Below are 25,882 nucleotides of genomic sequence, written 5' to 3'. Positions count from 1 at the left end.
TTGAAACGGCTATATTGAAGGAGCGAAAGCCACCGGGTGGAAACAAGCCATCAACCAACTAGCCGTGGCTTACCCCGACCGATTCGCGGACTACTTGTAAACCAAACCCCCGCACACAAAGAATCGGACACCCTCTGTTGAGCACGTTGCGGCACGCTTGGTACGCCTGGGCAGGGATCGCTTTAGCTTCGATGAGCTCGGCAATTACCTGGCGGGTGGCCGGCCCGATCTTGGAGGCTTCGCGCAGGAAGTACTCACTTGTCCACAACCCACGGGTATCACCCAGGTTCGCCGGTATGTGGTCGGTGTCGGTGACATACACCCCGCGGGCACGCGCGAGTTGGTGTCTGGCCACACGCTGCCCGGCGTCGAAGACGGCGAGACTGTCACCGGTGATGCGCACATCCACGGTGCGGCCCACCAGCTGGTGCGGTACCGAGTAATGCGCGTTGTGCACTCTGATGTGGAAATTGGGTGCGACTTTGGCGCGTTTCCATTCGGTGCGCTGCCACGGTGTTGCAGGCAGCGCGGTGAGCACGTCGCGTTCGAACTGATCAAACAATGCGCGTCTGCTCGTCGCATTGCCGCGAAACGGCGTGGCAGCGTTGATCCCATCGACCAGGGCGGTGATTTTCGCGTTGAGCTCGTCTATCCCGACGCACTGGTGGCCATCGAGTGCGTGGATGACGTTTTGGGTGACGATCTTGACTGCGGCTTCGACGCTGGCCTTGTCTTTGGGTCGTTTCGCCCGAGCCGGCAATGCGGCGGTGTTGTAGTGCTCCAAAAACTCCTCGTAGGTGGAGTTGACCCGACGATTTTTGTCCGCGGCACTAATCGCGTTCGAGGCTGTCGAGGCGTTATCTGGCACGATGACCTCGGCAACCCCGCCGAAGTACTCAAACGCGCGGATATGAGCTGCAAGCCATGCGTCCTGGCGCTCATCCGCGCACGCGCAGGCGAACACCATGCCTGAATACGGCAGCGAGGCGACAAAGATACTGACCTTCGATCCTTGCCCGCCGGTGGGGTCACACAGCCGCATCTTTGTGCCTGCCCAGTCCACCTGCATCGTATGGCCTGGGGCATGGGTGATCCTGGCGGTCAGCCCAGCTGCATCAACGTGTTGGGCCACAAGCTGGCGAAACCGCTCGTAGCTGTAATACCGCTGGCCTGGGTCCGCAGGCTGTGCGGTGTAGCGGCCCCACAGTACCTGCAGGGTCACCTTGTTGCGCCCGGTGCGTGCCTTGGCGACAGCGTCGAAATCGATCGGGACGAAATCGCCCTGAGCATGGCTGCGCCCGTCGACGAACCAGTCCACCAGCTCATGATCCGCAACCCCACGAAGTTGCTCACGGGTTGTGATGTTGTGTTCCACCAGCGCATCGCGTGCTTTTTGCACCGTGGTGTGCGAGCACCGCAGACTCGAACAGATTTGGCGGACAGACCAGCCTTTGAGCACTTGATCCATTACCGCCCGGTAGTCAGTCACAATCAGACTCCTCTGGTAACGCCGCGTGCCCTGAAGTCACGCGGTCACCAGAATCCTCCCCCGGACTGTTACTGGATGCTCACCAATGCGTTACTCGATACTCACCACGGTGTTACTAGATACGACCGCGTAACATACGGCTCCACCCGTCAGTACGCCGAGGCGCTGGCCGCCCGTCTCGGCACGGTCGCGCGCGAGCTGCCCGCCACCCTCGACGCCACAGGCGGCCCTGTCGTCGTCCTCTCCCCCGTCCACGGGCCCTCCCACCCGGGCGTGCGCTTCATCAAGTCGCTGCCGGAGATTGATCGTGACCACCGCACACCGGTGGGCGATGAAGGCGCTGGTGGGCGCGCTGCGGCTCAAGCGCGAGCGCACCGAGGACGAGCAGGTGATGGTGGACAGCTACGGCCGGGACACGGACCGTGTGGACCTGACGCTGCTCGACCCGGTAGTTCAGTGGGCGCAGCGCGCCTAGCGGCTGAGCTTGGGCAGCTGGAGTGCGCCGGACTGCAGCGCGAAGTTCGCGATCAGGCCCAGCACCGCGAGCACGACGGTGGCGATGATGCCGCCCTTGATGCCCGCCTCCAGCGGCTCGGACTTGTAGTCCTCGCCGTCCAGGCACGCCTGTACAGCCTGGACGTTGTTGGCCTTCTGCTGCGCCGCGGTGTCGGTGGAACCGAATGCCTCGCCGACGACCGCGGCGGTGCGCTGGATGCCGGTGAGCTTGTTCAGCTCCACGCCCTCGATTCCCTTCTCCGCCACGATTTCCTGGGTGACGCTCTTGGAGCCGATGCTGTCGAGTTCAAGCTTGCACACCGGAGTGTTCTTGCTGCCGGCCATGGTGTTGGACGCGGCGTCTGCGGGGCCGGCCGCCAGGGAAACGGCCATCGTGGCGGCAACCGCGGCGGCGGTGAACTTCTTCATGGGAAACTCCTGTTCAGGGGCGGGAAACAACAATAGTCAATATATCCTGCGCCTGGACGGCTGTCCGCAAGAGGCCGTGGTGTACACCCGTGGTCTCCCCAGTTATTGCTGCGCGTCGCGGTGCCTTATGATTCAGTGTGGCTTAAAACACTCATACGTTAAGGAGTACCTTTGACCACAGCGGGCAAAGAGTTCAATTTGGACCACCTCACCGGCGCCGACAAGCGGCAGGTGGAGGAAAACCGGTCCGGCACCGTCCCCGACGGCGGAACCCTGTCCTGGGCAATCACACTGTTCGGCACCGCCGTCGGCGCCGGCATCCTGTTCCTCCCCATCGACGCAGGCAGCTTCGGCTTTCTCCCACTACTGCTGATCACCCTGTTCATCGGCCCGATGGTGTTCTTTTCGCACCGCACCTACGCCCGCATCGTGGCCGCCTCCCCGGTCAAGGGCTTGGACGTGCTGCAGGTGGTCACCGCGCTCGCCGGCCGCAACCGCGGCCTGATGACGGGCCTGATGTACTGGCTGTCCATCTACCCCATCGTGCTCATCTACGGCGTGAGTATCACCAACACCATGGACAGCTTCGTGGTCAATCAGCTCCATGGCCCCGAGGTACCGCGCTGGCTCATGGCCATCCTGTGCGTCGGCGTGCTCACCGGCGCCTACGCCTTGGGCAAGAAGGCCACCCTGGCCTTTGCGAACCTGCTGGTCTACCCCCTGATCATCGCGCTGGCCGCGGTGTCGTTCTACCTCATCCCCCAGTGGGACCTGGCCAGCTTCCGCTCCTACGAGTCCGACGTGCCGTTCTGGAAGGCGATGCTGCTGATCCTGCCGGTGTTCGTGTTCTCCTTCAACCACATGCCGGCGATGTCCCAGTTCGCCCTGGACGTGCAGAAGAAGTACCCGGATGACCTGGAGTCCACCAAGAAGGCCGTGGCGAAGACCGAGCTCATCACCACCGGCCTGCTGGTGGTGTTCACCATGTTCTTCGTGTGGTCCTGCACCCTGGCGCTGGGTGCCGACGGCATGGACGCCGCCCGTGAGCAGAACATCCCCGTGCTGTCCTACCTGGCCAACGAGACCCACACGCCGTTCCTGGCGATCCTCTCCCCGATCGTTGCCCTCTGCGCGATTGCGTCGTCCTACTTCGGCCACGTCATGGGCGCCGAGGAAGGCACCACGTACCTGGTGCGTGCCGTGGCCCCTGGCGTCGCTGAGCGTATGGACCCGAAGAAGCTGCGCTGGGGCATCTACGTCTTCATTTTTGTCACCACGGTGATCGCCGGCATCCTCAACCCTTCGATCCTGGACCTCATCTCCGTGGTCGGCGGCGTGTTCATCACCTTCCTGGTGTACATCGTGCCGATGCTGCTATTCCGCTACGCCAAGGACTACCAGCGCTACGCCAACAAGCCGGAAACCTGGTTCGTGTTCGTGCTGGGCATCGTGATCATGTGCGTGGCCATCTGGCAGATGTTCGCGGGCTAGAACCTAGAGGTGCACGACTTAGAAGTCGCCGTGCTCGGCGAGGTACTCCGCCGCCACGGAGCGGTGGCAAACTCCGGGGTCGGGCTCTGAGCAGAGGAGGGCGGAGCCGTCGATAAGCTTGGGCATTGTGCGCTTGGCATATTCGGCGCGCAATTGCTTTGCAAATTCGTCGAACGGCAAGCCCTCCTTGCGGTACGCGCGCATGAGGTCCTCGCTGGGCGCGAGTGCTAGCTCGTGGGAGTAGCCGATGCCCGCGATGGTGTCGAGGAACCACGGCAAATCCGACTCCTTGGTAAAGCCGGCGAGCTGGTTTGTGTTGTGCCGCCGGATATCCACGACCTGCTTCACGCCATTGTCCCGGAGGATGTTGAAGAACTCCTCCGCGGTCTTCTTGCTGTAGCCGATGGTGTAGAGCTGCATATTTGCGACCATAGCGGTGTGGCTCGCGGTACGTTGGCGCGGTTGCGGACTCCGCATTGCGGACAATTTCGGGTAGACCAACTATTGGTAATTGCCAACGAAAAGTGGGTCGAGACTGCCGGAACTCGAGCGGCAGGATCTGTGATTTTGTAAAAGTTTACATGCGAAACAGTGCATAAGCTCTCTACCTGCGGTGTTAAATCTGGACGCTCGTCTGAATTGTCGATTCGTACAAAACCACCTAGAACCCGCCCCCACCGAGAGCCCACCCAGAACCTGCTCCGCCCCGGACCCCGCGCCGGGCGCCTGCATCCAAATGCCCTTAACTACACTGCATAACCATGACTGAGGCGACCCCGCACCGCTATACGGCCGAGCTGGCCAACACCATTGAGCAGAAGTGGCAGGCGTACTGGCGCGACAACCAGACGTTTTATGCCCCGAACCCGGTCGGCGACCTTGCCACCGGCGAGGAGCTGCCCACAGACAAGCTCAACGTCCAGGACATGTTCCCCTACCCCTCGGGCGCGGGCCTGCACGTGGGCCACCCGCTGAGCTACATCGCCACGGACGTCTATGCGCGCTACAACCGCATGCTGGGCAAGAACGTGCTGCACACGCTGGGCTACGACGCCTTCGGCCTGCCCGCGGAGCAGTACGCCATCCAGACGGGCACGCATCCGCGCGTGACCACCGAGGCGAACATCGCGAACATGCGCCGCCAGCTGGCCATGCTGGGCCTGGGCCACGACCCCCGCCGCTCCGTGGCCACCACGGACCCGGAGTTTTATAAGTGGACGCAGTGGATCTTCCTGCAGATTTACAACGCGTGGTTCGACGAGGAGCTGCAGAAGGCACGCCCGATCGAGGACCTGGTCAAGGACCTCATGTCCGGCGCCCGCAAGACCAAGGACGGCCACAACTTCCGCGACCTGACCACCGCGGAGAAGCACAAGGCTATCGACGAGTTCCGCCTGGTCTACCTCTCCGACTCCATGGTCAACTGGTGCCCGGGCCTGGGCACGGTGCTGGCCAACGAGGAGGTTACCGCCGAGGGCCGCTCCGAGCGCGGCAACTACCCGGTCTTCCGCAAGCGCCTGCGCCAGTGGATGATGCGCATCACCGACTACTCGGACCGCCTGCTCGACGACCTTGACCTGCTCGAATGGCCCGAAAAGGTCAAGAGCATGCAGCGCAACTGGATCGGCCGTTCCCGCGGCGCGGACGTGCATTTCGCCTCCCCCGCCGGCGACATCACGGTCTTCACCACCCGCCCGGACACGCTCTTCGGCGCGTCCTACGTGGTGCTTGCGCCGGAGCATCCGCTTGTCGACGAGCTGGTCACCGCCTCCTACCCTTCCGACGTAGACAGCCGCTGGACCGGCGGCACCGACACCCCGCGCGAGGCAGTCGATGCCTACCTGCGCTCGATCGCCGCGAAGTCTGACGTGGAGCGCCAGGAGAACAAGGAAAAGACCGGCGTGTTCCTCGGCTCGTATGCCGTGAACCCGGTCAGCGGCGAGGAGGTGCCGATCTTCATCGCCGACTACGTGCTCACCGGCTACGGCACCGGCGCCATCATGGCGGTTCCGGCGCACGACGAGCGCGACTACGAGTTCGCCACCGTCTTCAGATTGCCCATCACCCCGGTGCTGGACGGCGATGTCTCCGAGGCGGCGTTCACCGGCGACGCGGAGCACATCAACTCCGCGAACGAGGACGGCCTCGACCTCAACGGCCTGGGCAAGGGTGAGGCTATTGAGCGGGCGATCCTTTGGCTCGTCGATAGGCAGAGGGGCTCCGAGAAGATCCAGTACAAGCTGCGCGACTGGCTGTTCGCGCGCCAGCGCTACTGGGGCGAGCCGTTCCCGATTGTCTACGACGAGAATGGTCAGGCGCACGGGCTGCCCGAGGACATGCTGCCGGTGGAGCTGCCGGAGGTGGAGGACTACAACCCCATCGCCTTCGACCCCGATGACGCCGACTCCGAACCCGCCCCGCCGCTGGCGAAGGCGACCGACTGGGTCGAGGTGGAGCTGGACCTGGGCCACGGCAAGCAGAAGTACTGGCGCGACACGAATGTGATGCCGCAGTGGGCCGGTTCCTCCTGGTACCAGCTGCGCTACATCGACCCGACGAACGCTGAAGCATTCGTAGACATCGAAAACGAGCGCTACTGGACGGGTCCGCGCCCCGACGAGCACGGTGCCGATGATCCGGGCGGCGTGGACCTCTACGTCGGCGGCGTGGAGCACGCCGTGCTGCACCTGCTGTACGCCCGCTTCTGGCACAAGGTGCTGTTTGACCTCGGCTTTGTCACCTCCCAGGAGCCGTACCGCCGCCTGTTCAACCAGGGCTACATCCAGGCCTACGCCTACACCGACTCGCGCGGCGTGTACGTGCCGGCCGCCGAGGTGGAGGAAAAGGACGGCAAGTTCTTCTACGACGGCGCCGAGGTCAACCGCGAGTACGGCAAGATGGGCAAGTCCCTGAAGAACTCCGTCGCGCCGGACGATGTCGTGGAGGAGTACGGCGCCGACACCCTGCGCGTTTACGAGATGTCCATGGGGCCTTTGGACACCTCCCGCCCGTGGGCGACCAAGGACGTCGTCGGCGCGCACCGCTTCCTGCAGCGGTTGTGGCGCCTGGTGGTGGACGAGGCGACCGGTGAGACTTCGGTGGTGGACACTGAGCTTTCGGACGAGGACTCCAAGGCCCTGCACCGCACCATCGCCGGCGTGCGCGACGACTACGAGCACCTGCGGGACAACACCGTCGCCGCCAAACTCATCGAGTACGTCAACTACCTGACCAAGACCTACCCGAACGGTGCGCCGCGCGCCGCCGTCGAGCCGCTGGTGCAAATGGTCTCGCCGCTCGCACCCCACATCGCCGAAGAGCTCTGGTCGGTGCTGGGCCACTCCGAGACCATCACGTTCGAACCGTTCCCGGAGTTCGAGGAGCAATGGCTTGTCGACGACACCGTGGAAGTGCCCGTCCAAATCAATGGCAAGGTCAAGGCGCGCATCGACGTCGCCACCGACGCCTCCAAGGACGACCTCGAGGCCGCAGCACTTGCCGACGAGCGCGTGGCCGACCTGGTCGCCGGGAAGAACGTGGTCAAGGTCATCGCCATCCCCGGCCGCATGGTCAACCTGGTGGTGAAGTAGGGGTCTGCGGGGCGTGGGGCTTCGCGGCGGGTGCCTGCGCGGCGGGTGCAAGATAGTTCACTCGCCAGATGCCTCCCAGTGAATTAGTTTCCTTTGGGCGGTCGGATAGTTCACTTTCCCCAGGTCGCGCGGAGCCCGCTGCGGGGTTGTTCACTCGGCGATGAACCATTCCGCACCATTCCGCACCGGCGCCGACACATCGCGGCTGAATCTGTCAGGCTGCCCTTAAACCCCCAGGTCGGCGCAAACGGCTGCCGTGATCTGTCAGACACCCGGCCGCCCAAAACCCGCCCGCCGCCCGGGTCTGTGGCTGGTGTGACTGATAACATCCCGAGTGAAAGTTACCCACCAACACGAAGGATAAACACATGTCCACCCCTTATAACGGCGGCGGGTACGAGCCGTACCCGGAGCACCCGGAAGGCAGCCACCCGGAAAACGGCACCGGCGGCACCGGCGACCGGGCCGGCGACTACCCGGCCTACAGCAGCCCGAACACCGAAAGCACCTACGACGCGTTCGAGGTGAACTCGGCGGCGTCGATGGCCGGCGCCTCCGCGTTGCGCTTCCACGGCCAGCAGCTCACTGACAACGCCCCCGGCGACGGCGTGTCCCCGCACCCGATCAACGACCCGGCGTCGAACGGCTGGTTCCACGTGAAGGGCACCGGCAAGCTCGAGGTCATGGAGGCGCTGAGCTGGGGCGGCAAGGCGCTGTTCGCCAACGCCAAGCTGTGGATCCCGCTGGGCGTGGCCTACACGGTGCTCGCGGTGCTGGGCCTGTTTTTGCCGGGCCCGGGTGCAGCCATCGGCTCGATCGGCATGCTGCTGCTCGCGCCGTGGATGGTTGGCGTGGCGTTGCAGCAGACGCTGGTGAAGCAGTTCACGTACAACGACGCGAAGGCGCCGGCGTACGGCAAGACGCTGGGCGTGACGGCGCTGCTCGGCGTGCTGGCCTTTATTGTCTCCATGATCCTGCTCATGGTGCTCGCGTTCGGCGCGCTGAGCACCATCGATCCGACCACGCTGCCGGACAACGCTGAGGATGTCACCCCGGAGGAGATGTGGAACCTGTTGCGTCCGATTCTGGGCGCATTGGCTGTCATGGGTGTGATTGGCTTGCTGGTCATGCCGTTTTTCATGTTCCAGGCGTGGTACGCGGCGGATAATAACGGCTCGTTCGGCAACGCTATTTCCGCCGGTTTCAAGGCTGGCGCGTCGAATTACCTGAAGATCCTGGGCTTCGTGGTGCTCGCCGGGTTGATCAACATCGTTGGTGCGGCGCTGTTTTTCGTCGGCCTGATTGTCACGATGCCCGGCACCATGCTGGCCGCGGCGCACGCGTACCGCCAGATTTCCGGCGGTCCGGTGCCCAAGGAAGCTACAGCGTAACGACGGCGCGTCCGCTCCACCCACCATCGAGCAGCGAACGCCCAACTTCTTCAACGCCGTCCAATCCGACTTCTTCGGTGCGGATGGCGTTGGTGTCTACGGACTCGTCGAGGAGCGACCACGCCTCGTCGCGAAGCTCATTCGGCGCGTCGACGGAGTTGATGCCCACCAGCTGCACCCCGCGCAGGATGAACGGCAGGACGCTGGCCGGTAGGTCGTTGCCGGCGGCCATGCCGCATGCGGTGGCCACGCCGCCCCACTGCAGCTGCGACAGCGCGTTGGCCAGCACGGTGGAGCCGACGGTGTCCACCACGCCGGCCAGGCGAGCCTTCTGCAGCGGCTTGCCGGCCTCGGCGAACTCGGCGCGGTCCACAACCTCAGCGGCGCCGAGCTCCTTCAGCCAGGCGCCATGCTTATCGACGCGCCCAGTCAACGCCCACACCTCATACCCCCGCGCCGCCAGGAGCTGCACCGCGATGGATCCGACGCCGCCGGTGGCGCCGGTGACGAGCACGGGGCCGTCGACAGGCGAAAGTGCGACGCGTTCCAGACCCGCGACCGAAAGTGCGGCGGTGTAGCCCGCGGTGCCGATCGCGGCCGCCTCGAACGCGGAGAAGCGCTCGGGCACGCGGGTGATGTCTTTAGCGTCGATACGCATCTGCGGGGTGTAGCCGCCGTGGCGGCGCTCACCGATGCCGCGGCCGTTGACGGTGACCAGCGTGCCGTCCTCGAGGGTGCCCACCGCGTCGATGCCCGGCACCGTCGGCAGTTCGCGCAGGATGCCGCGGTTGCCGGACAGCGCCATCGCGTCCTTGTAGTTCACCGACGAGTGGCTCACGTTGATCAGGGTGTCGCCCTCGCCCGCGTAGGCGTCCTGCGTCTCGACGATCTCCGGGCCGTTTTCAGTGACAATCAAGCTGCTGTTCATGGCCGCCAGCATAGGCCGACACTACGGTGGGGCGGGTGAAAACAGCGAGCAAAGCCAACAACGCCGCCGCCCACGCCGCGGCGGTGGTCGTGACTGTCCTGGTCGTGCTCGCGTTTACGGTGGGCAAGGCGTTCGTTTCCATCCCGGGGCTGTGGTCGGCGGAGGCGCACCAGCTCAGTCAGGTCCGCCTGAACCCGCTGGAGACCTTCGAGTACGCGCGCGTGTGGTGGGGGCCGTGGCTGAACCTGTTCGGCAACATCGCGCTGTTTACCCCGGTCGGCTTCATCGCGTACCGCGGCTCGGTGGCCCGCGCGGTGCTGGTCGGGTTGGTGTGCAGCCTGGGCATCGAGGTCGCACAGTATGTGTTCGCGTGGGGCTACAGCGATACTGACGACGTGCTCTGCAACGTCGCCGGTGCGGCGCTGGGTGCGGGGTTGGCCGGAGGGACGTCGAGAAGCAATCGCGCAACGGTGCTGTGGTGCATCGCCGCGGCCGGCGCGGTCGTGCTCACCGTGTGGGCGGCGCTAGGGTTGAGCGCATGAGCGAGCGCGGATGGTTTACCAGGCGGGTCTTCCCCGATGGCGGGGAGCCCGACCCGCGATTCACCCTGGCCAACGAGCGCACCTTCCTCGCCTGGACCCGCACCGCGCTGGCGTTTCTGGCCGGCGGGATCGCGCTCGAGGCGTTCGAGCTGCCCGGCATCGAACCCGGCGTGCGCAAGGTCGCTGCCGCCGCTGTCATCCTGATAGCCATGGCCATTTCCGCAGGTGCGGCGGTGCGGTGGGTGCGCATCGAGAGAGCTTTGCGTCACGACGAGCCCCTGCCCGCCCCCGCCATCATCCCCGTCTTGTGCGTGGTGGTGTTCGTCGCGGCGGTGGTTGTGGCGGTGAGCCTGCTCGCATGATCGCCGTCGCCGACCCCGGCCTGCAGGCCGAACGCACCGCCATGAGCTGGACCCGCACCGCGCTGGCCATGCTCGTCTGCGCGGCGACGTTGCTGCGGTGGGCGGGTTCCTATCCGGCGCTGATCGTGGTGGCGTCGGTGGCGCTGGCGGCGGGCGCGCTGGTGATCGTGGCGCTGAACCGGCGGGGGTACCGCTTCGAGGCCTCCGCGCTTGCCAACGAGCGCAGCGCACCCAACGCCGCAGCCGTGTTTCTGCTGACCGCGATGATGCTCGGCACCGGCGGGCTGGGGCTATACCTGGTAGTGGGGTGAGGGGGCTGGCTTCCGCCGCCCCGCCGCTGCCCCGCCGCTGCCCCGCCGCTGGGAATTTGTTCACTGCCCACCGGCCTGCGGGTGAATTAGTTTCCCTGGCAGGGTTGATTTGTTCACTTTCCCCAGGTCACGGAGTCCGGTGTCGGGGATTGGTTCATCTGCTAGTGAATTAATTCCACGAGGGAGAAGTGGGGGCGGCTAGCGGTAGCGTTTTCCTCGTTGATAAAACTCCCGATGCTCGTGCATCATTTCACGACCTTCGGCGGTAAGGGCGGAACGCCCGGGCTGGATTTCCTCGACAACGCTGAAGGCGTAAAGCCAGGGGATTAGGAAGTCCATTGATTCCGGCGGTGCGGCGCCACCGTCCCCGATGAACCATTCGATCGTTGCATCCCAGTCCTCCCGTCCCACCACCGCTTCGAACAGGCGACGGAAATTTACGCTGAAGAACGACGTGCGGAAATCGCTGTCTAGGTATTCTTTACCTGCTTTAGTGAGGGTGACGGTGCCGCTGCGCTTTTTCAACAGGCCAGACTCGACAAGCACGTCCGAGACGTCGTCGGCAAACGGTATCTCAGTGATGTGGGTGATTGCCTGCGCAGTGCTGAGCGGCAGGATCCCCTGCTCCAGGGCGACCCCCTCGGTGAAAAGCTCCAACAGTTTTGCCACTACTCCGGTGAGTTCGAGGGAGTCGTCGAAGGAGCCCGGCACGTCGGGAACGTCTACCCCGTCCGGCCCGCCCAGCATGTCGCCGAAGAACTCGGTCACGGCGTTGATCATGGTGGGGTTGCGCTCCGGGTGCGGGTCCATGTCGATGATCTGGAGCAGGTCGGGGCGGGACTGGAGGAAGTCGTCGAAGTGCTGGGCCAGGCCGGGGCCGTCGCCGTGCTCGTCGGCGGCGGCGACCTCGTCGAAGAACATCTCCTCGGCGACGTTGCCGATTCGGGTGGCCACGGACACCGGGTCGGCCTGCGTCATGCGGTCGAGCATCCGCTCCGGCGGCATGACGGGAAGGTAGGAGAACATCAGGGTGATGGTCTCCAAGTCCGGTTCGATGCCGGCGGCCAGCAGGCGCGCCTGGTGGCGGAAGGTGGTCATCAGCTCTGGGCCCGAGCAGGCTTCGACGACGTCGGGCCCGGCAGCGTCGATAAGCATGGGCGTAGGGCCCTCGATGTTGGAGGGGCCTAAGACCTCGACGTGGACGTTCCAGTTGGCCGCCGGGTCGTAGACGTAGTTCATGGGGCGCATCTCGGCGACCGTGAGCTCGCTTTCCGGGTGCTCGCCGGGGCCGGGGGCCGCAGTAAAGACGGAGCGCTGCGTGCCCTCCTGGCTGACATAGAGGTGGGTGGCGGCGCCGGTGAAGCCGAGGGAGGCGTCGATGATCTGGGAGAGTTCGCCGAGCGTCATGGTCTCCTCGACGTTGACGCAGCGGGAGATTTCGGGCGAGGTGCCTTCGACGATCATGAGCACTGAAACGGTCATACCGGCAACCTTACGGACTAGACCACGAACAGGAAGGCGCACACGACGGCAGTCACCGCGCCCGCGGCGAGCGGCACGGCGGTGCGGCGGACCACGTCGATCGGGTTGACCTGCAGCGCACCGGCGACGATGAGCACTGCGGCGTTGACCGGGGAGGCCTGGCGCATGGTGTTGGAGGCGGCCCAGATGGAGGTGAGCATCTGCGGGGCGGACACGGCGGAATCGGCGGCGATGCCGGGCACCATCTCGGAGAACGCGAAGTAGGGCGCCACGCCGGAGCCGGTGAGCAGCGCCATCGCGGCGGTGGCCAGCACGAACACCAGCACCATCAGCACGGCGGCGCCGGAGGATGCCTGAGCCAGGTTGGTCAGGGCCTCGATCACGCCCATCTGCGTGATGCCCTCCACCAGGATGGCCGCGGCGACGATCAGGGAGACCACGCCGGCCGCGCCCTCGCCGAGGCCCTTGAAGAACTCCTGGAGGGAGTCGGTGGCGTAGTTGACGTCGCGCAGGCGGATGGCCTCGATGATCATGGTCACCATCAGCGAGACCACGGTCACCGGCAGGATGCCGGCCTCGAAGGAAACCACGCCCAGGCGGTTCAAGGCGGCGGAGACGATGATCAACAGCAGCGGCAGAAGCGGCAGGATGGCGTAGAAGCCGGGCAGGCCCTCGGCGCGCTCGACGGCTTCGCGGATGCGGCGCTCGGACTCGCTGTCCTTGGCCGCCTCAAGCTCGGCGTCCGACGCGCCGGCACCGGACTTGACCAGGTCTTTCTTGTCGCAGTGGCGCTGCCACCACATGTGCACAAACGCGATGACCACCAGCGCGGGGATGGTGGCTTTGGCCACGTTGCCGAAGGTGAACTCGGTGACGGTCATGCCGGTCAGCTCCGCGCCCTGGATCAGGCCGGCCTCCAGCGGCGACGGCGCGATGGTGGAGGCGGTGGCCACGATCGCGCCGACGGTCAGCGGCGTCAGCCCCGCGGCGATCAGCGCCGGCATCAGCGTGGCCACGAGCAGCAGCGACAACGCACTGGCAGAAGGCACGACGAAGGACAACAGCGTAGCGACGGCAAACCCGATGGGCACGAGCCAGTAGGAGCCGTGGAAGCGGCGCAGCGGGCTGGACAGCGCCACCACCGTCTTGGCGTCGGCGCCGATGTGGCGCATGTAGCCGACGAAGCCGAACAGCACCATGATCGCCATGCCGGTGCCGGCGAAGCGGGACTTGAACAGGGACTCGATGATCAGCAGCTCGTCGTAGAACGCGTTGCCGGAGGACTCGATGTCCGCGGTGGAGTGGTCAATGCGCCCGGTGGCTGCGGCGATCATCAGCAGCAGCACGCCGACAGCGAAAATGGAGGAGGCCGCGTGGACCTTCTTGGCAATGAAGTAGCCGACGGCAATGACGGCGAGAATGGCAAAGAAAATATAAAGCACGCTGCGATTATGCAGTGCGAAACCACACCCCGCTGGGCGAATGCGTAAGGTGTGGCAAATCTCTCGGCGAAAACCCGCCGCAAACGCTAAGCCGGCTGCCCGCCCAGGATGAGCACGTGAGCGATGTTCTCGGAGCGGTTCTTCAGCCCCAGGGTGCGGTGGCCGGCGTCCAGCATGCCGGCGGAGTGCGGCGGCACCGGGGTGTTGTTCACGGTGATGTCCCCGTCGGGGGCGACCACGGCGTACTCGAACTCCTCGTAGACCGTGACCGCCAGTTCGGTCTCCGGCGCGATGGTCAGCTGCGCTGCCACGCAGGGCTCGTCGGTTTCCACCGCACCGGTGCGGCCGAACATGCGCCCGGCGAAGACGAAGGCCTCGCCCGCGGATTCGGTGGTCACGCTGCGCAGGCCAAACGCGTCCGGTTGGGCGCGCTGGATCTTGTCGGGGACCGCTTCAGCGTCGATAAGCACCTGCACCTGCGCGCGCTCGAGCACGCCGCCGAGGCGCGCGGTGCCGTCGTGCCGCCATGCGAAGGATTTGCAGCCTGCGGGGGTGTCGTCGGGGCCGCCGAGGCCCCTGAGGAATGCGACCCCGCGCCAGGGGCCCGCGTTCAGCTCAATGAATGACATGGTGGCAAGCTTATATGATCCGGCGCTGCCGGGCTTCCTCCACAGCGGCGGTGCGGTTGTCCACCCCGAGTTTGGAATAAATGTGGATCAGGTGCGTCTTCACGGTCGCCTGCGAGATGAACAGTTGCTGGGCGATTTCCTTGTTGGAGGCGCCGGTCTGCACCGCGCGCAGCAGCTCAATCTCGCGCGCGGACAGCGCCTCGGCCGGGTTGACCAGCCGGTCCGCCAGCACGTTGGCCACCTGCGGGGAGAGCACCCTCTTGCCTTGCGACGCGCTCCGCACCGCCTCGTACAGCTCATCTTCCGGCGCGTCCTTGAGCAGGTAGCCCATGGCCCCTGCCTCCACCGCGGCGACCACGTCCGCCTGGGTGTCGTAGGTGGTCAGGATCAACACCGGCGGCCCGCCGGCGGCGACCAGGCGGCGCGTCAGCGCGATGCCGTCCGCGCCGGGCATCTGGATGTCGGAGACCACCACGTCCACCCCCTCGGGCACCTCGGCGTTGCCGTCGGCGGCCTCGGCGACGACTTCCACGCCGTCGAAGGAATTGAGGACGGCGCGCAGGCCGGCGCGGACGACCGGATGGTCGTCGATAAGCATGACGTTCAGCGTCATTTCTCCTCCACAGGCAGGGTTGCGGCGAGGACGTTGCCTTCCACCGTGAGCTCGCCGCCGACCTCCTCCACCCGCGCCCGCAGCCCCTTCAGGCCGTAGCCCTCGGGCCCGGTGATGCCGCGGCCGTTGTCGAAGACGTCGATGGTTGCGGTCGCACCAAGCCTATCGACGGTCACCACCGCCGACGAGGCACCCGCGTGGCGCACGATGTTGCTCAAGCCCTCGCGCACGACGCGCTCCGCCACCGACGCGCACGGTTCCGGCAGGTCGACGGCCTGGACGCGGACCTCGAGCTGCTCGCCGAGCGCGCGCTGGCGGTCCTGGGCGTGGCGCGCCAGGCGCTCAAGGCGCACCGGCAGCGTCTCGCGCTTCGGGGCCTGCGGCTGCGCGGAGTTCTCCGCGACGAAGCGGCGCGCCTCCGCCAGGTTGTCGGAGGCGGTGGAGCGGATCACGTCCAGCGTCTCGCGTGCCGGGTCGCCTTCATCGAGCTGCTTGTCCATCGCCCGGCCCAGCAGCACGATGGAGCTCAAGCCCTGCGCCATGGTGTCGTGCACCTCGCGCGCCAGGCGGGCGCGCTCCTCCGCCACGCCCGCCGCGTGCTCGGCCTTCGCGGCCTCACGCTGGGCGGCCTTGAGGTCCTCGGCCATCTGCCGGTAGTGGTCCGCCTCCGCGCGCAGCGCCTGGTAGGCGTGCACGATGATCACCGCCAGCACGGTGCCGATGGTGGGGCCGATGACCGCGCCGGGCCCGCCGCCCGGTGCGGTGGCGGAAAGCGCCACGGCCAAAAACGCCGCCGCGGCCGCGAGCTCCCACCACGCGGGCAGCAGCACGCAGGCCAGCATGACCAGCGGGAACTCCAGCCACACGAACTCCTCGGACATCTGCACCAGTCCCACCCACAGCGCTGCCACCACCGCGAGCCACGCGTACGGCGCCCACGCCGGGTAGTCCCTGCCGTGGAAGTGCCAGACGGTGCCGGCCATGTACACGCAGGCGAACGCCAGGGGCAGGGCGAGGGCGGTCACCGGCGCGTCGCTACGCAACTGCCCCACGAGCCCCACCGCAAGTAGCACGGCGACGAGCACGTGCAGGCTCACGCGCAGAAAATCCAGCAGGCGGGTGGTGGACAACATGCGTCTGAGCGTAGATCAACCGATCGGTTGACCGGGATTTCAACCGCCCGCGCGATGTATGAAGGTGCAGGTCGACGGCAGGATCAAAGCCATGTTCGTAGGAATCAGAGAAATCACGTCAGCCAAGGGGCGCTTCGGGCTGATCGCAGGCACCGTGGCGCTGATTACGCTGCTGGTGGTCGTGCTCACGGGCCTGACCGCCGGCTTGGGCAAGCAGAACACCTCCGCGCTGGAGGCGCTGGATCCGAAGTCCGTGGTCTTCCAGGACCCGGAAGACATCTCGTTCACCACCTCCCGCGTCGAGGCGCGCGACGGGCTCACCCCGCTCGGCGCCAGCCAGATGCTTATGACCAAGGGCAATGGCGAGGACGCTGCCGTGGCCATCCTGTCGCTGCCGGAGGGCACCGAGCTTCCCGGGGGCCAGAAGCTTTCCGACGAAGCCGTGGCCGCACCCTCCCTCGACGTCGGCGAGGGCGAGACCGTGACCGTCGCCGGCAACGACATCACCGTCGGCGCGATTGGCGAGGACCTCGCGTTCTCCCACTCCCCCGTCCTGTGGGTGCCCACGGAGTTCTGGCAGGCGGCGATGCACACCGACGCTGACGGCTCGGTGCTGCTGGCGGACCACGACGTCGACGGCCGAGTGAGCCTGAAGGAGGCCTTTGACGGCCTGCCGGCCTACTCCTCGGAGCAGGGCTCGCTGAAGCTCATCCAGGGCTTCCTCTACGCCATCGCCGCGCTGGTGATCATCGCCTTCCTCACCGTGTGGACGATGCAGCGCACCCGCGACCTGGCCATCCTGAAGGCCATCGGCGCGTCCAACTCCTACCTGCTCAAGGACGCCCTCGGCCAGGCCGCGGTGATTTTGGGGCTCGGCGCGCTGATCGGCGGCGTGCTCGCGTTCGGCCTCGGCCTGCTCATGCAGGGCGGCGCCCCGTTCTCCCTGACCGCGCTCACGGCGGTCGCTCCCCCGGTGGCCATCTGGGCCCTGGGCATGGTCGGCGCCCTGATCGCCACCCGCAACATCACGAAAGTTAACCCTCAGGCGGCTCTTGGAGGTGTCGCATAATGCTCGAACTCAACGATGTCACCGTCGCATTCAAGGACGGCCAGGAAATGCGCACCGTGCTGGACCACCTGGAGTTCACCGCCAAGCCCGGCGAGATGACCTTCATCGTGGGCGAGTCCGGCTCCGGCAAGTCCACCCTGCTCTCCGTGGCGGCCGGCCTGATTCAGCCGGACTCCGGCACCGCGAAGCTCAACGGCCAGATCGTGGACAACGACGTGCGCCGCGACAAGATCGGCATGATCTTCCAGCAGGCAAACCTCATCGCCGCGCTGAACGTGCGGGACCAGCTGCTGGTCACCGACCATATTCGGGGGCTTCGTCCCCGGAAGGAGAGGGCGGAGGAGCTTTTGGCCACCGTCGGCCTTGAGGGTCTGGGCGACCGCCGCATCGGCGAGATGTCCGGCGGCCAGCGCCAGCGCGTGGGCATCGCGCGTGCGCTCATGGGCGAGCCGTCGCTCTTGCTTGCGGACGAGCCCACCGCCGCCCTCGACGCCGACCGCTCCCAGGAGATCGTGACACTTCTGCGCCAGCTCACCACCGAGCGAAACATCGCCTGCGGTTTTGTCACCCACGACCGGTCGCTGATCGAGAGCAGCGACGAAGTCTTCGAACTCGGCGTCAACGCCCCCGCCTACGCCTAAACTGGCGCGCGTGTTCTACTGTGCTCCCGGCCCCGCCCCGCTCGACCCCGCCCTGCTGGCCAGGGAAATCGAGCGCAGGGCGGGACTTTCGTCGTGCGGACCCCAGGTGCGCACTCTTCCGCAATTGCGTGACGACGCCCTCGTGGCCGGCGATGGCTACTGGCTGGCGGGGCGGAGCGCCGTCGATAAGCTGCGCGCTTTCGACCGCAACGTGGTCGCGTACGCGGTGGGCGAGGCGTTCATCGTGACCTCGCTGCAGGAAATCGGCGCGACGATGCTGCGCGGCCGCGACCTCGTGCGCGTGCCGCACGGCACCTTCCGCGTGCCCGAGTGGGGCCAGCGCACGTTTGTCGCCGGCGAGACCGCGGAGTTTCTGCGCGGCTACCTGGAGCTGGAGGCCGCCGGGCGGTTCGTGGAACCCGCGCGCTACCGCAGGAGGGACCGCGAACGGGTGGCCATGACGGTAAACGCCAACGCGCCGAGCACCGCCGTCGACAGCAGCGTGCCGCCCAAGTAGCCCAGGTCCACGGTGGCGGCGCCCAGCGCCGAGCCGGAGGCGATGCCCACCTGGAACGTGACCACGTACACCGAGCTGGCCAGATCCTGGTTGCGCTGGCCGGCGAACAGGAAGATCGTTGTGGCCACCGTGGGCAGCGCGCCCGCGGCGATGCCGAAGACTACGATCACCGCGAACATGCCGATCCCCGTGTTGTAGTGCAGCGCGAGCAGGCCCGCGATGCCGGAGGCCACCAGCGTGGCAGTGGCGATGCCGTTGAGGCGGATCATGCGCGCATCCACCAGGCGGCCGGACAGGGTCACGCCGACCAGGCCCGCGATGCCGTACAGCGCCACGCCGTAGGGCACGAACTGGTGGCCGGCCGTGGCCTCAATGAGCAGGGCCAGGTACGTAAAGGTGACAAAGATCGCCATCACGGCCAGCACTAGGTAGATGACCAGAGACGGAATGGCCGACTTCGTCGCCTGCGCGTCAGCCTGCTGGGCCGGCGGCTTCGCGGGCAGGCTGGGCAGGGAAATCACCATCATGACCAGTGCGCCTACCACCGCGGCGCCGAGCACCCAGGTGGAAGCGCGCCAGCCGATCGCCGAGCCCATCGCCGTGGTCAGCGGCGAGCCGACCACCATCGACAGGGTGGACCCGAACGACACCGCAGCCACCGCCTTGCCCATCTGCCCCGGCGGCGCAATACGCGCGGCGACCGGGTTGACCAGCGACCAGAACAACCCGTGGGTAAACGCCGCCGTCACACGCCCCGCCACCAGCGTGGCGTAGCTCGTGGCCGTGGCCTGCAGGACAATGCCGCCCAGCAGGAAAACCAGGGTGGCGATGAGCAGGTAGCGCCTGTTCACCTTCCGCGTGACGTGCATCAGCGGAATGGTCACTACCGCGACCAGACCGGCGTAGACGCTCATGAGCAGGCCAATCTGGCCCTCAGAGACGTTCAGGTCCCGCGCCATCGGAGAAATCAGGCCGATGGCGAACATCTCGAACGTGACGTACACGAAAGCAGCGAAGCTCATCGCCGTCAGCGGGACGACGGGGAACTTCGCTGCTTGCTGCGGAGATTGCTGCGTGTTTCGCACCGAGCCAAGATACGGCTACTGGTCAGACAGCGCAAACGCTGCGCCTGCGGCGCCAAGGGCCACCAGGATCGCCACGATCACACCGATGATCGTACCCGTGCTCGCGGAAGAGCCGCCGGACGCGGCTTCCATGGTCTGCTCAGTCCTGTGGGTGGTCTGGGATACGGTCAGGCTGGTCAAAGTGTCGGTGGTCACCGAAGTGGTGACGTTGCCGTTGGTGACCGTGTGAGTCACTGTGTCCCTGCTCTTGCCTTCCTGCCCACTCGGAACCGCGTTGGTGCTTGTCGTCGGTGTGGTGGTCGGGGCGTCCGGGTTCGGGCCGTCGGTAGGCAGCAGTGCGTTGCCGCCACCTTTGGCACAAGTCTGACGAGCCTCCTCGAACGCCACCATCAACCTTGCCACACGACGAGCCTGCTTCACGTCCGGCAGCTGCTCATACGCATCAACCCACGCCTCGACCTGGTCCTTCGGCATGGCCGGGTAATCGCGAGACTGCTGCTCAACCAGCCCCTCGCGGTCCGGGATCAACGCGAACTCCGCGAAGCCGTCGCGAGCCGGCACAGTGATCTCGCCGTTGCTCACAGCGGTATCAATGATGTTCCAGTACTTGGTCATGTCGAACGCCTGGTGGTCGCTGACCGCCGCCGAATTCCACACCTGCGTGAAGTACGCGCGGGAAGAATCGATGTCCGCCCCAGTGTCCTCAGCGACTCGCTGAGCCCAGTTCTCGATGTTGGCCTCAAGGTTGCTGTTGAAGTAGGTCACGTACGAGCCGGTGAACAACTCCAAAAACGGTGCGACGGTGTCCGGAGCAGCCGGGTACAACTGCTCAAACGCGGACGCCCAGCGGGCCCGCTCATCAGATGCGCCGACGCCGACACTGCGGTCGAGCGAATCAATGTACTTACGTTCAGCGTCATTCACCTTCAGCGAGCACACGCCATCGCTGGGTTCGCCCACGGTAGCTGCACCGGCGGAAGGCACGACAAACGCGGCCGCTGCAGTTGCGACTGCGCATGTGAGCGCTGCTATCCTCCGATTTTTTAACATACCGATAGCGTAGCGCAGAGGAACAACATTTCAGTATCCGAGAGAGGGGTGACGTGGCTCTCTTAAACGGCTCGACCCGTTTAAATTCGGGGAAAGTGCAGGTTACCGGAACGTTAACTCAACTTTCTAAGCAAAATAAAAGGTAAGTTTTGGGGTTTGATACGCCCTTTAAGGGGCATTTGCGCTTGTCAGTGGGTAAGTTACACGCTTGTAATTCAAAGGTATCGACGTTTTTTATGCGTCTGGGGTGGCTGTCGGGGGGGCGTTCTCTTTTGCGGTTTCTGCTGTTTGCGGTAGCTGGTCGGGTCAAGGGGGCGGCAGCCGGGGGCCCGGCTACTGTGGGGGCCGAGGTCCAGTCGGCTGTTCCCAGCTACAAGGTTCCAGCTATTCGGCATAAAAGGGGATGCGGACAAATTTTTGGAGTGCGTTTGGGGGACTTTGTCTCGTTGTTATGCACTCAGTGCTTGTCGGTGTTCGGCGATGGTGGTGTAGCCGTCGCCGAGTGTCGACTTCAATCGTCTGTGGATGTAGAAGTCGATGTAGGTGTCAATATAGTCGCGCATCTGCGCCACCGTCATCGTTGACACCACAGGCCTGCCTTTGAGCAGTTCTTGTTTCATCGTGCCGAAGAAGCCTTCGGTGCGCGCGTTGTCGCCGCTGGTGGCCTTGCGTGACAGTGACGGGATGTAGCGCCACCGGTTGCCGCACCATGTATCGGCCTCGCAGTCGGGGCAATCCAAGATGTTGTGGGTGTGGTCGGTAATCAGACTGACCCAGCGTTCACTGCGGTAGAGCCCACCACGATCGGAATGGATAATCGGTTGCGCACCGTCTGGTTTGACCTCGTCGATTCGCGCGATCATTTCAGCGACCAGGTCGTGATTCGGCGACGTCGACATGGTGACCGCAATCGGCATCCCGTCGTAGAAATCGATCGCTGCCGACAGGAATAGTTTGCCGTCTGGGCAGTGGATTTCGGTGACGTCGGTGCCGATTTTCTCCCACGGGGCATCCGCGTGGAAATCGTGGGTCAGCCCCTGAGTGTCGGCGTGGTCGATGAAATACTGCGACGGTGCAACAACCGGCCGGGCCACATCCGAATCCGCATCCCCGTCGCTGCTGTCGGGTGGGGTGATCAGCAGCAGGTTTGCCGGTTTGTGGTCGGTTTCACCGGTGTAGGAGGAGTACTTGCCAGACGCCTTCGCCGGTGGGCGGCACCCAAGCTCTTTCATGAGGGTGCGCACGATCTTTTCCGACACCGTATGCCCCATGATCTTCAGCCAGGCGTGGATGCGCCGGTAGCCGTAGCTTTGCCCGGATTCGGCGGCTGCCTGCAAGATCAGCGGTTTGAGTGCAGCGTGGCGCTGTTCGCGCTGTTGCACTACCTGCGTGTGTTTGTGTCGGTGGTAGTAAAACGTCGACTGCGCAATCCCGACAACCGCGCATGCTCGAGCGATGGAAAACCCGTGGGCGTCCGTGAGGGCAACCACCACAGCGGCTTTCGCCGCGGTGGACAGCTCACCGTCACGGACGTCGTCTTTTCCCCGCGACTCACCGTCGCGGACGTTGTCTTTTCCCCGTGGCTCACCATCGCTCATGAGCACGTGGATAATGGCGTCTTTGACCGTTTCCCGGTCGCGCATCTCAACAACGAGCTTTTTCAGCTCGTCCATGTCACTGGGTAAATCAGCGATATCGTCTATCGGCCCAGGCCCTGGCAGCCACTCGTTGACCGGCCGGGGTGGCCTTTTCGCATCGGCTGCCTCATCGACTCGCTGCTGCTGATGGTTGCGTTGGACTTTGCGGTGTTTGCTCACACGCTCCATTGTCACCGCAAACGCCTCGTCGAACGTCATCGACGCTGCCGAATCACGTTCGTCATCGTCTGGCCAATACCGCTTCGTCCAGGTCAGCGCCGCGGTGTCGTGGACATCGAACTCTACAGCGATGTCACGCACTGTCGCCTGCGAGGTCAACCTGCGTGCGACAACCTTCGCGATGGTCTCAGCGTCGTAGGCGCGTCGCGTGCCATCAAACAACTGGCCGCGACGTCTGGCTGCAACCCAGTTGCCGACCGTGGCCACCGACGGTCGGCGACCACATACGTCTTCAGCCCAGTCGCAGACCTCACGGGCAGACGACCCAGCCAAAAACCTCTCAACCGCACCATCGCGGATATCAGATGGAAACCCTGCGGGCATCGGAATACCTTCCAGCCCCCAACACTCCAACTTTTTGTCCGCGCTCCCAAACGACGATTGTCGAGGTCCTGATAGCTGGATCCGCGGCTATGGGGCGGGCGGTCACAGCATCTGTGCGGTGCTTTTGCTCGAGCTTGCGGACTCCGCAACTCCGCAGTGCGGACAACTGGAGGTGGGCCAACTATTGGTTGCGGACAAACGATTTGAGGAGCAAGGCGCGGATGGCGGTTTCGATGCTGGTGTCATCGGTGCTGAGCTTGCGGACTCCACAACTCCGCATTGTGGACAATCAAGCAGGGACCAACTATTGGTCCGCACCCACCAAATTCGAGCCGGGATGTCTGGGTCGGTGGGCTGTTTCCAGCTACAAGGGCCCAGCTATTCGGCGTAAAACAGCGATTGTTGAGGACCTGATAGCTGGATCCGCGGTTATGGGGCGGACGCGCTAGCCCTTGCTCGCGATGCGCCGGGCGATGTCGCGGGCGAAGGGGCTCACACCGCCGATGGTCCCGGCGCCGGGGCCGTTGAGCGAGTCGAAGCCCAGGACGAACAGGCCGGGCGTGTCCAGGCCGCGCTCCAACCCCCGCACGGGAGACAGTGCGGGGCGGAAGCCGGTGGCCCAGATCAGGGCGTCGAAATCCGAGAGCTCGTCCAACGACTCGACCATGGGTTCGGCGTCCAGCAGATCGAGTGATCGGGCCCGGCGGACTTCGGGGACGAGGACGATGTCGCCGCCGAAATCGGCGCCTCCGGGATCGTCCTCGCCGCGTGAGATGGCGACGAAGCGCTCGCGGTTACGGCGGAAAAGCTGCTCGCCGTCGACATCCTCCGGCATGAACGCGGGCGGTCGGCGGGTGAACCATTGCACGTCCACCCCGCCGAGTGCGAGGTCCGCGACGATCTGCGCACCGGAGTTTCCGCCCCCGACGACAGCGACGCGCTGCCCGGCGAAATCCTCCGGCCGCCGATACTGAGCCGAGTGCCCCTGCTCCCCCGCGAACGACCCGGGGATGAAGGGCACAAACGGTGCGGACCAGATGCCGGTGGCCATCACCACATTGCGGGTGGAGTGGCCGTTGAGGTGGAAAGCGGAGCCGTCGTGAAGCACGTGTTTGACGCGCTCACCTCGTCGGATGGGCAGGTCGTAGCGCTGCTCGTAGTCGGACAAATACTCAACGACGTGATCGCGCGGCGGGTAGCCGTCGTAGTGGGGCATGGGCCAGCCGGGCAGGTTAGAAAACTCCGCGCGGGAGAACAGAGTCAGCGCGTCCCAGTAGTGCGGCCACGCCCCGCCGGGCTCGTCGGAGGCGTCCAGCACGACAAAGGAAGCGCCGTATTTTCGCAGGTAATACGACACGGCTAGCCCGGATTGACCGGCGCCGACAACGACTGCGTCAAGCATGGGTGCCTCGGGTGCATTGCGCGGTCGCGGGGCGGACAAATTCGGCGATGCGGCTAGCCGGCGCGGTGGCGGGGCCAAACGGGGTCTCGGCGGCGAGTGACGCTGCGAGCGCGTGGACGGTCACCGCCCCGGTGGTTGTGGCGGCTATGGCGGCGTCGGCGTATGGGGTGCGTGCCGCAGCCAGCGCCAGGTGCGCACCCATGATGCCAGCGAGCACGTCGCCGGAGCCGGGTGTCGCAGCCCAAGAATGGCCGGCATCGACGGCGTGGATCAGGTGCGGCTCGTCCTCCGGCGCGACCAGGGTGATTCGGCCCTTGCGCACGATGGTCGCGCGCAGCGTTGCAGCGAGGGCGAGTGTCTCTTCGAAGCGGATTCCCGCGGCAACTCCGGCCGCTTTCTGGAGGCGCGCGAACTCGCCGTCGTGGGGCGTGAGCACTGTAGTCTGCTGCCGTTTGGCCACCTGTTGGCGCAGGTCAGGGTGTTCGGCGAGGAGGGTGAGGCCGTCGGCGTCGATGAGCACTGGCACCTCCTGGCGCAAGATCCAGGAGAGCTCAGCGGCGGCCGCCTTGTCGGTGCCGGCGCCAGGGCCGAACACCCAGGTCTGCACCCGTCCCGCATCCTCGAGCGTTTGCGTGACGACGACCTCCGGATGTGCCCGCACCACCTCAGCGGCCTGCGGACCGGCGTAGCGCACCATTGCCGGCGAGGCGTGTACAGCACCAGACACGGCGAGTAGCGCGGCACCCGGATACCCGTCACTACCTGCGCGGACGCCCACTACTCCCCCGCTGTACTTGTCGTCGTAAGGGCCCGGCTCGACGGGGCGGACCGACGCGGCACGGAGCGGGGTGAGACTACTGGGCCAATGGCCGGGGCCTGGCACGGCCCGGTTGGCGAGCACTAGTGCGGGTCCCTCATGCGCCCATTCGGGCAGGGTTTCCAACAGCGCACTGTGCAGCGGGCGCCCCGGCAGGCCGATGTCCGCGAGCAGCTGCACCCCGCACTCCGGGGCAAGCGCGTGGGCGCGTCGCCACCCGCCGAACGTGACGGTGGCATCGGCGGAAACGTGCAGCTCACCCGCTACGCCGGTGTTTGCATCCACGCCGGAGGGAACGTCCACAGCCAGAACCTGCACGCCCCGCAGCCATGCAACCACGTCCACGAGTTCCCCGCGCAGCCCGCCGGATCCGCCGATGCCGGTGATGCCGTCGATGGCAAGGGCGTATTCCGCGGAACCTTCGGGCAGCCGTTCCAGCACAGTGCCGCCGGCGTTGGTGAGCGCCGAAAGGGCCCGCTCTTGGGCGTGTCCGGCAGTCAGCAACGCATCCACGTTGTGGCCGGCGAGCTGCAACTCGGCACCGGCGTAGAGCGCGTCGCCGCCGTTGCCGCCCGGCCCGGCGAGCACGAGAGCGCGGCCGCTCGAACCGCCTGATCCTCCAGCCAGCATCGCCTTCGCCGCCTCGAACACCGCGTGTGCCGCCGACTGCATGAGCTCGTCGGGGTGCGACTGGGAATCCAGCAACGGTGCTTCCGCGGCCCGGACCTGGTCTGCGGTGAAAGTCGTGGCGTGCATGCGCACCACCCTACCCG

23 protein-coding genes and 1 pseudogene are annotated in these 25,882 nt (G+C 65.6%); 10 read left to right on the top strand and 14 right to left on the bottom strand.

Features of this window, described 5'->3' with window-relative positions; genetic code table 11:
- Positions 1-577: 577 nt before the first annotated feature.
- A pseudogene (gene istA / locus MHY23_RS08700) lies at positions 578-1,468 on the bottom strand (IS21 family transposase); the annotation flags it as partial.
- Positions 1,469-1,796: 328 nt separating this feature from the next.
- Between istA and MHY23_RS08695 the strand changes: the two are divergent.
- Entirely contained in the window at positions 1,797-1,964 is a 168-nt protein-coding gene (locus tag MHY23_RS08695) for a hypothetical protein (RefSeq protein ID WP_239307208.1), read from the top strand.
- Here the strand turns inward: MHY23_RS08695 and MHY23_RS08690 are convergent.
- Positions 1,961-2,413: a hypothetical protein gene (locus MHY23_RS08690; RefSeq protein ID WP_239307207.1), complete on the bottom strand. Its 453-nt coding sequence runs from the start codon at positions 2,411-2,413 to the stop codon at positions 1,961-1,963. The genes MHY23_RS08695 and MHY23_RS08690 overlap by 4 nt on opposite strands.
- A gap of 171 nt (positions 2,414-2,584) precedes the next feature.
- Between MHY23_RS08690 and MHY23_RS08685 the strand changes: the two genes are divergently transcribed.
- Entirely contained in the window at positions 2,585-3,904 is a 1,320-nt protein-coding gene (locus MHY23_RS08685) for an amino acid permease (RefSeq protein ID WP_239307206.1), read from the top strand.
- 18 nt (positions 3,905-3,922) lie between these two features.
- Here MHY23_RS08685 and MHY23_RS08680 read toward each other — a convergent pair whose 3' ends face one another.
- Entirely contained in the window at positions 3,923-4,324 is a 402-nt protein-coding gene (locus MHY23_RS08680; protein WP_239307205.1) for a DUF488 family protein, read from the bottom strand.
- Between the two features lie 341 nt (positions 4,325-4,665).
- Between MHY23_RS08680 and leuS the strand changes: the two genes are divergently transcribed.
- Entirely contained in the window at positions 4,666-7,494 is a 2,829-nt protein-coding gene (gene leuS, locus MHY23_RS08675; protein ID WP_239307204.1) for a leucine--tRNA ligase, read from the top strand.
- 368 nt (positions 7,495-7,862) lie between these two features.
- Positions 7,863-8,885 carry a hypothetical protein gene (locus MHY23_RS08670; protein ID WP_239307203.1) on the top strand — a complete coding sequence of 341 codons (1,023 nt, stop codon included), beginning with the start codon at positions 7,863-7,865 and terminating at the stop codon, positions 8,883-8,885.
- Here the strand turns inward: MHY23_RS08670 and MHY23_RS08665 are convergent.
- The gene (locus MHY23_RS08665; RefSeq protein ID WP_239307202.1) at positions 8,875-9,813 is read right to left on the bottom strand and encodes an acryloyl-CoA reductase; all 939 of its coding nucleotides are present in this window, start codon (positions 9,811-9,813) and stop codon (positions 8,875-8,877) included. The genes MHY23_RS08670 and MHY23_RS08665 overlap by 11 nt on opposite strands.
- Before the next feature lie 35 nt (positions 9,814-9,848).
- On the opposite strand from MHY23_RS08665, the gene MHY23_RS08660 reads away from it, so the two are divergent.
- The 3 genes from MHY23_RS08660 to MHY23_RS08650 are packed head-to-tail and all read left to right on the top strand — an operon-like array spanning position 9,849 to position 11,028.
- Positions 9,849-10,355: a VanZ family protein gene (locus MHY23_RS08660; protein ID WP_239307201.1), complete on the top strand. Its 507-nt coding sequence runs from the start codon at positions 9,849-9,851 to the stop codon at positions 10,353-10,355.
- Positions 10,352-10,717 carry a YidH family protein gene (locus MHY23_RS08655; protein WP_239307200.1) on the top strand — a complete coding sequence of 122 codons (366 nt, stop codon included), beginning with the start codon at positions 10,352-10,354 and terminating at the stop codon, positions 10,715-10,717. Before MHY23_RS08660 ends, MHY23_RS08655 begins: the two co-directional genes overlap by 4 nt.
- Positions 10,714-11,028 (top strand): DUF202 domain-containing protein, encoded by a 315-nt coding sequence (locus tag MHY23_RS08650; protein ID WP_255713993.1) that lies wholly within the window; start codon positions 10,714-10,716, stop codon positions 11,026-11,028. Before MHY23_RS08655 ends, MHY23_RS08650 begins: the two co-directional genes overlap by 4 nt.
- Positions 11,029-11,226: 198 nt before the next feature.
- On the opposite strand, the gene MHY23_RS08645 is transcribed toward MHY23_RS08650, so the two are convergent.
- The 5 genes from MHY23_RS08645 to MHY23_RS08625 form a co-directional block, all read right to left on the bottom strand.
- Entirely contained in the window at positions 11,227-12,510 is a 1,284-nt protein-coding gene (locus MHY23_RS08645; protein WP_239307198.1) for a plasmid pRiA4b ORF-3 family protein, read from the bottom strand.
- A 17-nt stretch (positions 12,511-12,527) separates the two neighbouring features.
- Positions 12,528-13,952 (bottom strand): C4-dicarboxylate transporter DcuC, encoded by a 1,425-nt coding sequence (gene dcuC / locus MHY23_RS08640; protein WP_239307197.1) that lies wholly within the window; start codon positions 13,950-13,952, stop codon positions 12,528-12,530.
- 86 nt (positions 13,953-14,038) lie between these two features.
- The gene (locus MHY23_RS08635) at positions 14,039-14,581 is read right to left on the bottom strand and encodes a pirin-like C-terminal cupin domain-containing protein (protein ID WP_181889327.1); all 543 of its coding nucleotides are present in this window, start codon (positions 14,579-14,581) and stop codon (positions 14,039-14,041) included.
- 10 nt (positions 14,582-14,591) lie between these two features.
- Positions 14,592-15,194 carry a response regulator transcription factor gene (locus MHY23_RS08630; protein ID WP_239307196.1) on the bottom strand — a complete coding sequence of 201 codons (603 nt, stop codon included), beginning with the start codon at positions 15,192-15,194 and terminating at the stop codon, positions 14,592-14,594.
- Positions 15,191-16,327, bottom strand: coding sequence for a sensor histidine kinase (locus tag MHY23_RS08625; RefSeq protein WP_239307195.1), 1,137 nt, complete (start codon positions 16,325-16,327; stop codon positions 15,191-15,193). Before MHY23_RS08625 ends, MHY23_RS08630 begins: the two co-directional genes overlap by 4 nt.
- A 91-nt stretch (positions 16,328-16,418) precedes the next feature.
- Here MHY23_RS08625 and MHY23_RS08620 point away from each other — a divergent pair, with 91 nt between their 5' ends.
- Genes MHY23_RS08620 through MHY23_RS08610 form a run of 3 tightly spaced genes read left to right on the top strand, consistent with a single transcriptional unit; the run spans position 16,419 to position 18,554 of the window.
- Entirely contained in the window at positions 16,419-17,396 is a 978-nt protein-coding gene (locus tag MHY23_RS08620) for an ABC transporter permease (RefSeq protein ID WP_239307194.1), read from the top strand.
- A complete protein-coding gene (locus tag MHY23_RS08615) occupies positions 17,396-18,037 on the top strand; it encodes an ABC transporter ATP-binding protein (RefSeq protein WP_239307193.1) in 642 nt (213 codons plus the stop codon). The genes MHY23_RS08620 and MHY23_RS08615 overlap by 1 nt, the downstream gene beginning before the upstream one ends.
- A 10-nt stretch (positions 18,038-18,047) precedes the next feature.
- Positions 18,048-18,554, top strand: coding sequence for a hypothetical protein (locus MHY23_RS08610; protein WP_239307192.1), 507 nt, complete (start codon positions 18,048-18,050; stop codon positions 18,552-18,554).
- On the opposite strand, the gene MHY23_RS08605 is transcribed toward MHY23_RS08610, so the two are convergent.
- The 5 genes from MHY23_RS08605 to MHY23_RS08585 all read right to left on the bottom strand — a co-directional run bounded on the left by MHY23_RS08605 (position 18,464) and on the right by MHY23_RS08585 (position 25,865).
- Positions 18,464-19,576: an MFS transporter gene (locus tag MHY23_RS08605; RefSeq protein ID WP_255711198.1), complete on the bottom strand. Its 1,113-nt coding sequence runs from the start codon at positions 19,574-19,576 to the stop codon at positions 18,464-18,466. The genes MHY23_RS08610 and MHY23_RS08605 overlap by 91 nt on opposite strands.
- Positions 19,577-19,654: 78 nt before the next feature.
- On the bottom strand, positions 19,655-20,599 hold the full coding sequence (locus MHY23_RS08600) for a hypothetical protein (protein ID WP_181889321.1): 945 nt from the start codon (positions 20,597-20,599) through the stop codon (positions 19,655-19,657).
- 539 nt (positions 20,600-21,138) lie between these two features.
- Positions 21,139-22,890: an IS3 family transposase gene (locus MHY23_RS08595; protein ID WP_239307190.1), complete on the bottom strand. Its 1,752-nt coding sequence runs from the start codon at positions 22,888-22,890 to the stop codon at positions 21,139-21,141.
- 445 nt (positions 22,891-23,335) lie between these two features.
- Positions 23,336-24,292 (bottom strand): NAD(P)-binding domain-containing protein, encoded by a 957-nt coding sequence (locus tag MHY23_RS08590; RefSeq protein ID WP_239307189.1) that lies wholly within the window; start codon positions 24,290-24,292, stop codon positions 23,336-23,338.
- Positions 24,285-25,865: a bifunctional ADP-dependent NAD(P)H-hydrate dehydratase/NAD(P)H-hydrate epimerase gene (locus MHY23_RS08585; RefSeq protein WP_239307188.1), complete on the bottom strand. Its 1,581-nt coding sequence runs from the start codon at positions 25,863-25,865 to the stop codon at positions 24,285-24,287. The genes MHY23_RS08590 and MHY23_RS08585 overlap by 8 nt, the downstream gene beginning before the upstream one ends.
- Positions 25,866-25,882: the final 17 nt, after the last annotated feature.

It is taken from the genome of Corynebacterium sp. ACRQP (assembly GCF_022345915.1).
GTDB lineage: Bacteria > Actinomycetota > Actinomycetes > Mycobacteriales > Mycobacteriaceae > Corynebacterium > Corynebacterium lehmanniae.
The sequence above is the reverse complement of the archived record's forward strand: the minus strand, read 5'-3'. Positions and strand labels throughout refer to the sequence as shown.

What these genes read in the sequence shown, in the direction of transcription:
- MHY23_RS08655 (WP_239307200.1), top strand. Translation starts at nt 10,352, where the DNA reads ATGAGCGAGCGCGGATGGTTTACCAGGCGGGTCTTCCCCGATGGCGGG.
- MHY23_RS08650 (WP_255713993.1), top strand. Translation starts at nt 10,714, where the DNA reads ATGATCGCCGTCGCCGACCCCGGCCTGCAGGCCGAACGCACCGCCATG.
- MHY23_RS08615 (WP_239307193.1), top strand. Translation starts at nt 17,396, where the DNA reads ATGCTCGAACTCAACGATGTCACCGTCGCATTCAAGGACGGCCAGGAA.
- MHY23_RS08680 (WP_239307205.1), bottom strand. Translation starts at nt 4,324, where the DNA reads ATGCAGCTCTACACCATCGGCTACAGCAAGAAGACCGCGGAGGAGTTC.
- MHY23_RS08605 (WP_255711198.1), bottom strand. Translation starts at nt 19,576, where the DNA reads ATGAGCTTCGCTGCTTTCGTGTACGTCACGTTCGAGATGTTCGCCATC.
- MHY23_RS08630 (WP_239307196.1), bottom strand. Translation starts at nt 15,194, where the DNA reads ATGACGCTGAACGTCATGCTTATCGACGACCATCCGGTCGTCCGCGCC.
- MHY23_RS08625 (WP_239307195.1), bottom strand. Translation starts at nt 16,327, where the DNA reads ATGTTGTCCACCACCCGCCTGCTGGATTTTCTGCGCGTGAGCCTGCAC.
- leuS (WP_239307204.1), top strand. Translation starts at nt 4,666, where the DNA reads ATGACTGAGGCGACCCCGCACCGCTATACGGCCGAGCTGGCCAACACC.
- MHY23_RS08620 (WP_239307194.1), top strand. Translation starts at nt 16,419, where the DNA reads ATGTTCGTAGGAATCAGAGAAATCACGTCAGCCAAGGGGCGCTTCGGG.
- MHY23_RS08590 (WP_239307189.1), bottom strand. Translation starts at nt 24,292, where the DNA reads ATGCTTGACGCAGTCGTTGTCGGCGCCGGTCAATCCGGGCTAGCCGTG.
- MHY23_RS08645 (WP_239307198.1), bottom strand. Translation starts at nt 12,510, where the DNA reads ATGACCGTTTCAGTGCTCATGATCGTCGAAGGCACCTCGCCCGAAATC.
- MHY23_RS08635 (WP_181889327.1), bottom strand. Translation starts at nt 14,581, where the DNA reads ATGTCATTCATTGAGCTGAACGCGGGCCCCTGGCGCGGGGTCGCATTC.
- MHY23_RS08690 (WP_239307207.1), bottom strand. Translation starts at nt 2,413, where the DNA reads ATGAAGAAGTTCACCGCCGCCGCGGTTGCCGCCACGATGGCCGTTTCC.
- MHY23_RS08670 (WP_239307203.1), top strand. Translation starts at nt 7,863, where the DNA reads ATGTCCACCCCTTATAACGGCGGCGGGTACGAGCCGTACCCGGAGCAC.
- MHY23_RS08595 (WP_239307190.1), bottom strand. Translation starts at nt 22,890, where the DNA reads ATGCCCGCAGGGTTTCCATCTGATATCCGCGATGGTGCGGTTGAGAGG.
- MHY23_RS08665 (WP_239307202.1), bottom strand. Translation starts at nt 9,813, where the DNA reads ATGAACAGCAGCTTGATTGTCACTGAAAACGGCCCGGAGATCGTCGAG.
- MHY23_RS08585 (WP_239307188.1), bottom strand. Translation starts at nt 25,865, where the DNA reads ATGCACGCCACGACTTTCACCGCAGACCAGGTCCGGGCCGCGGAAGCA.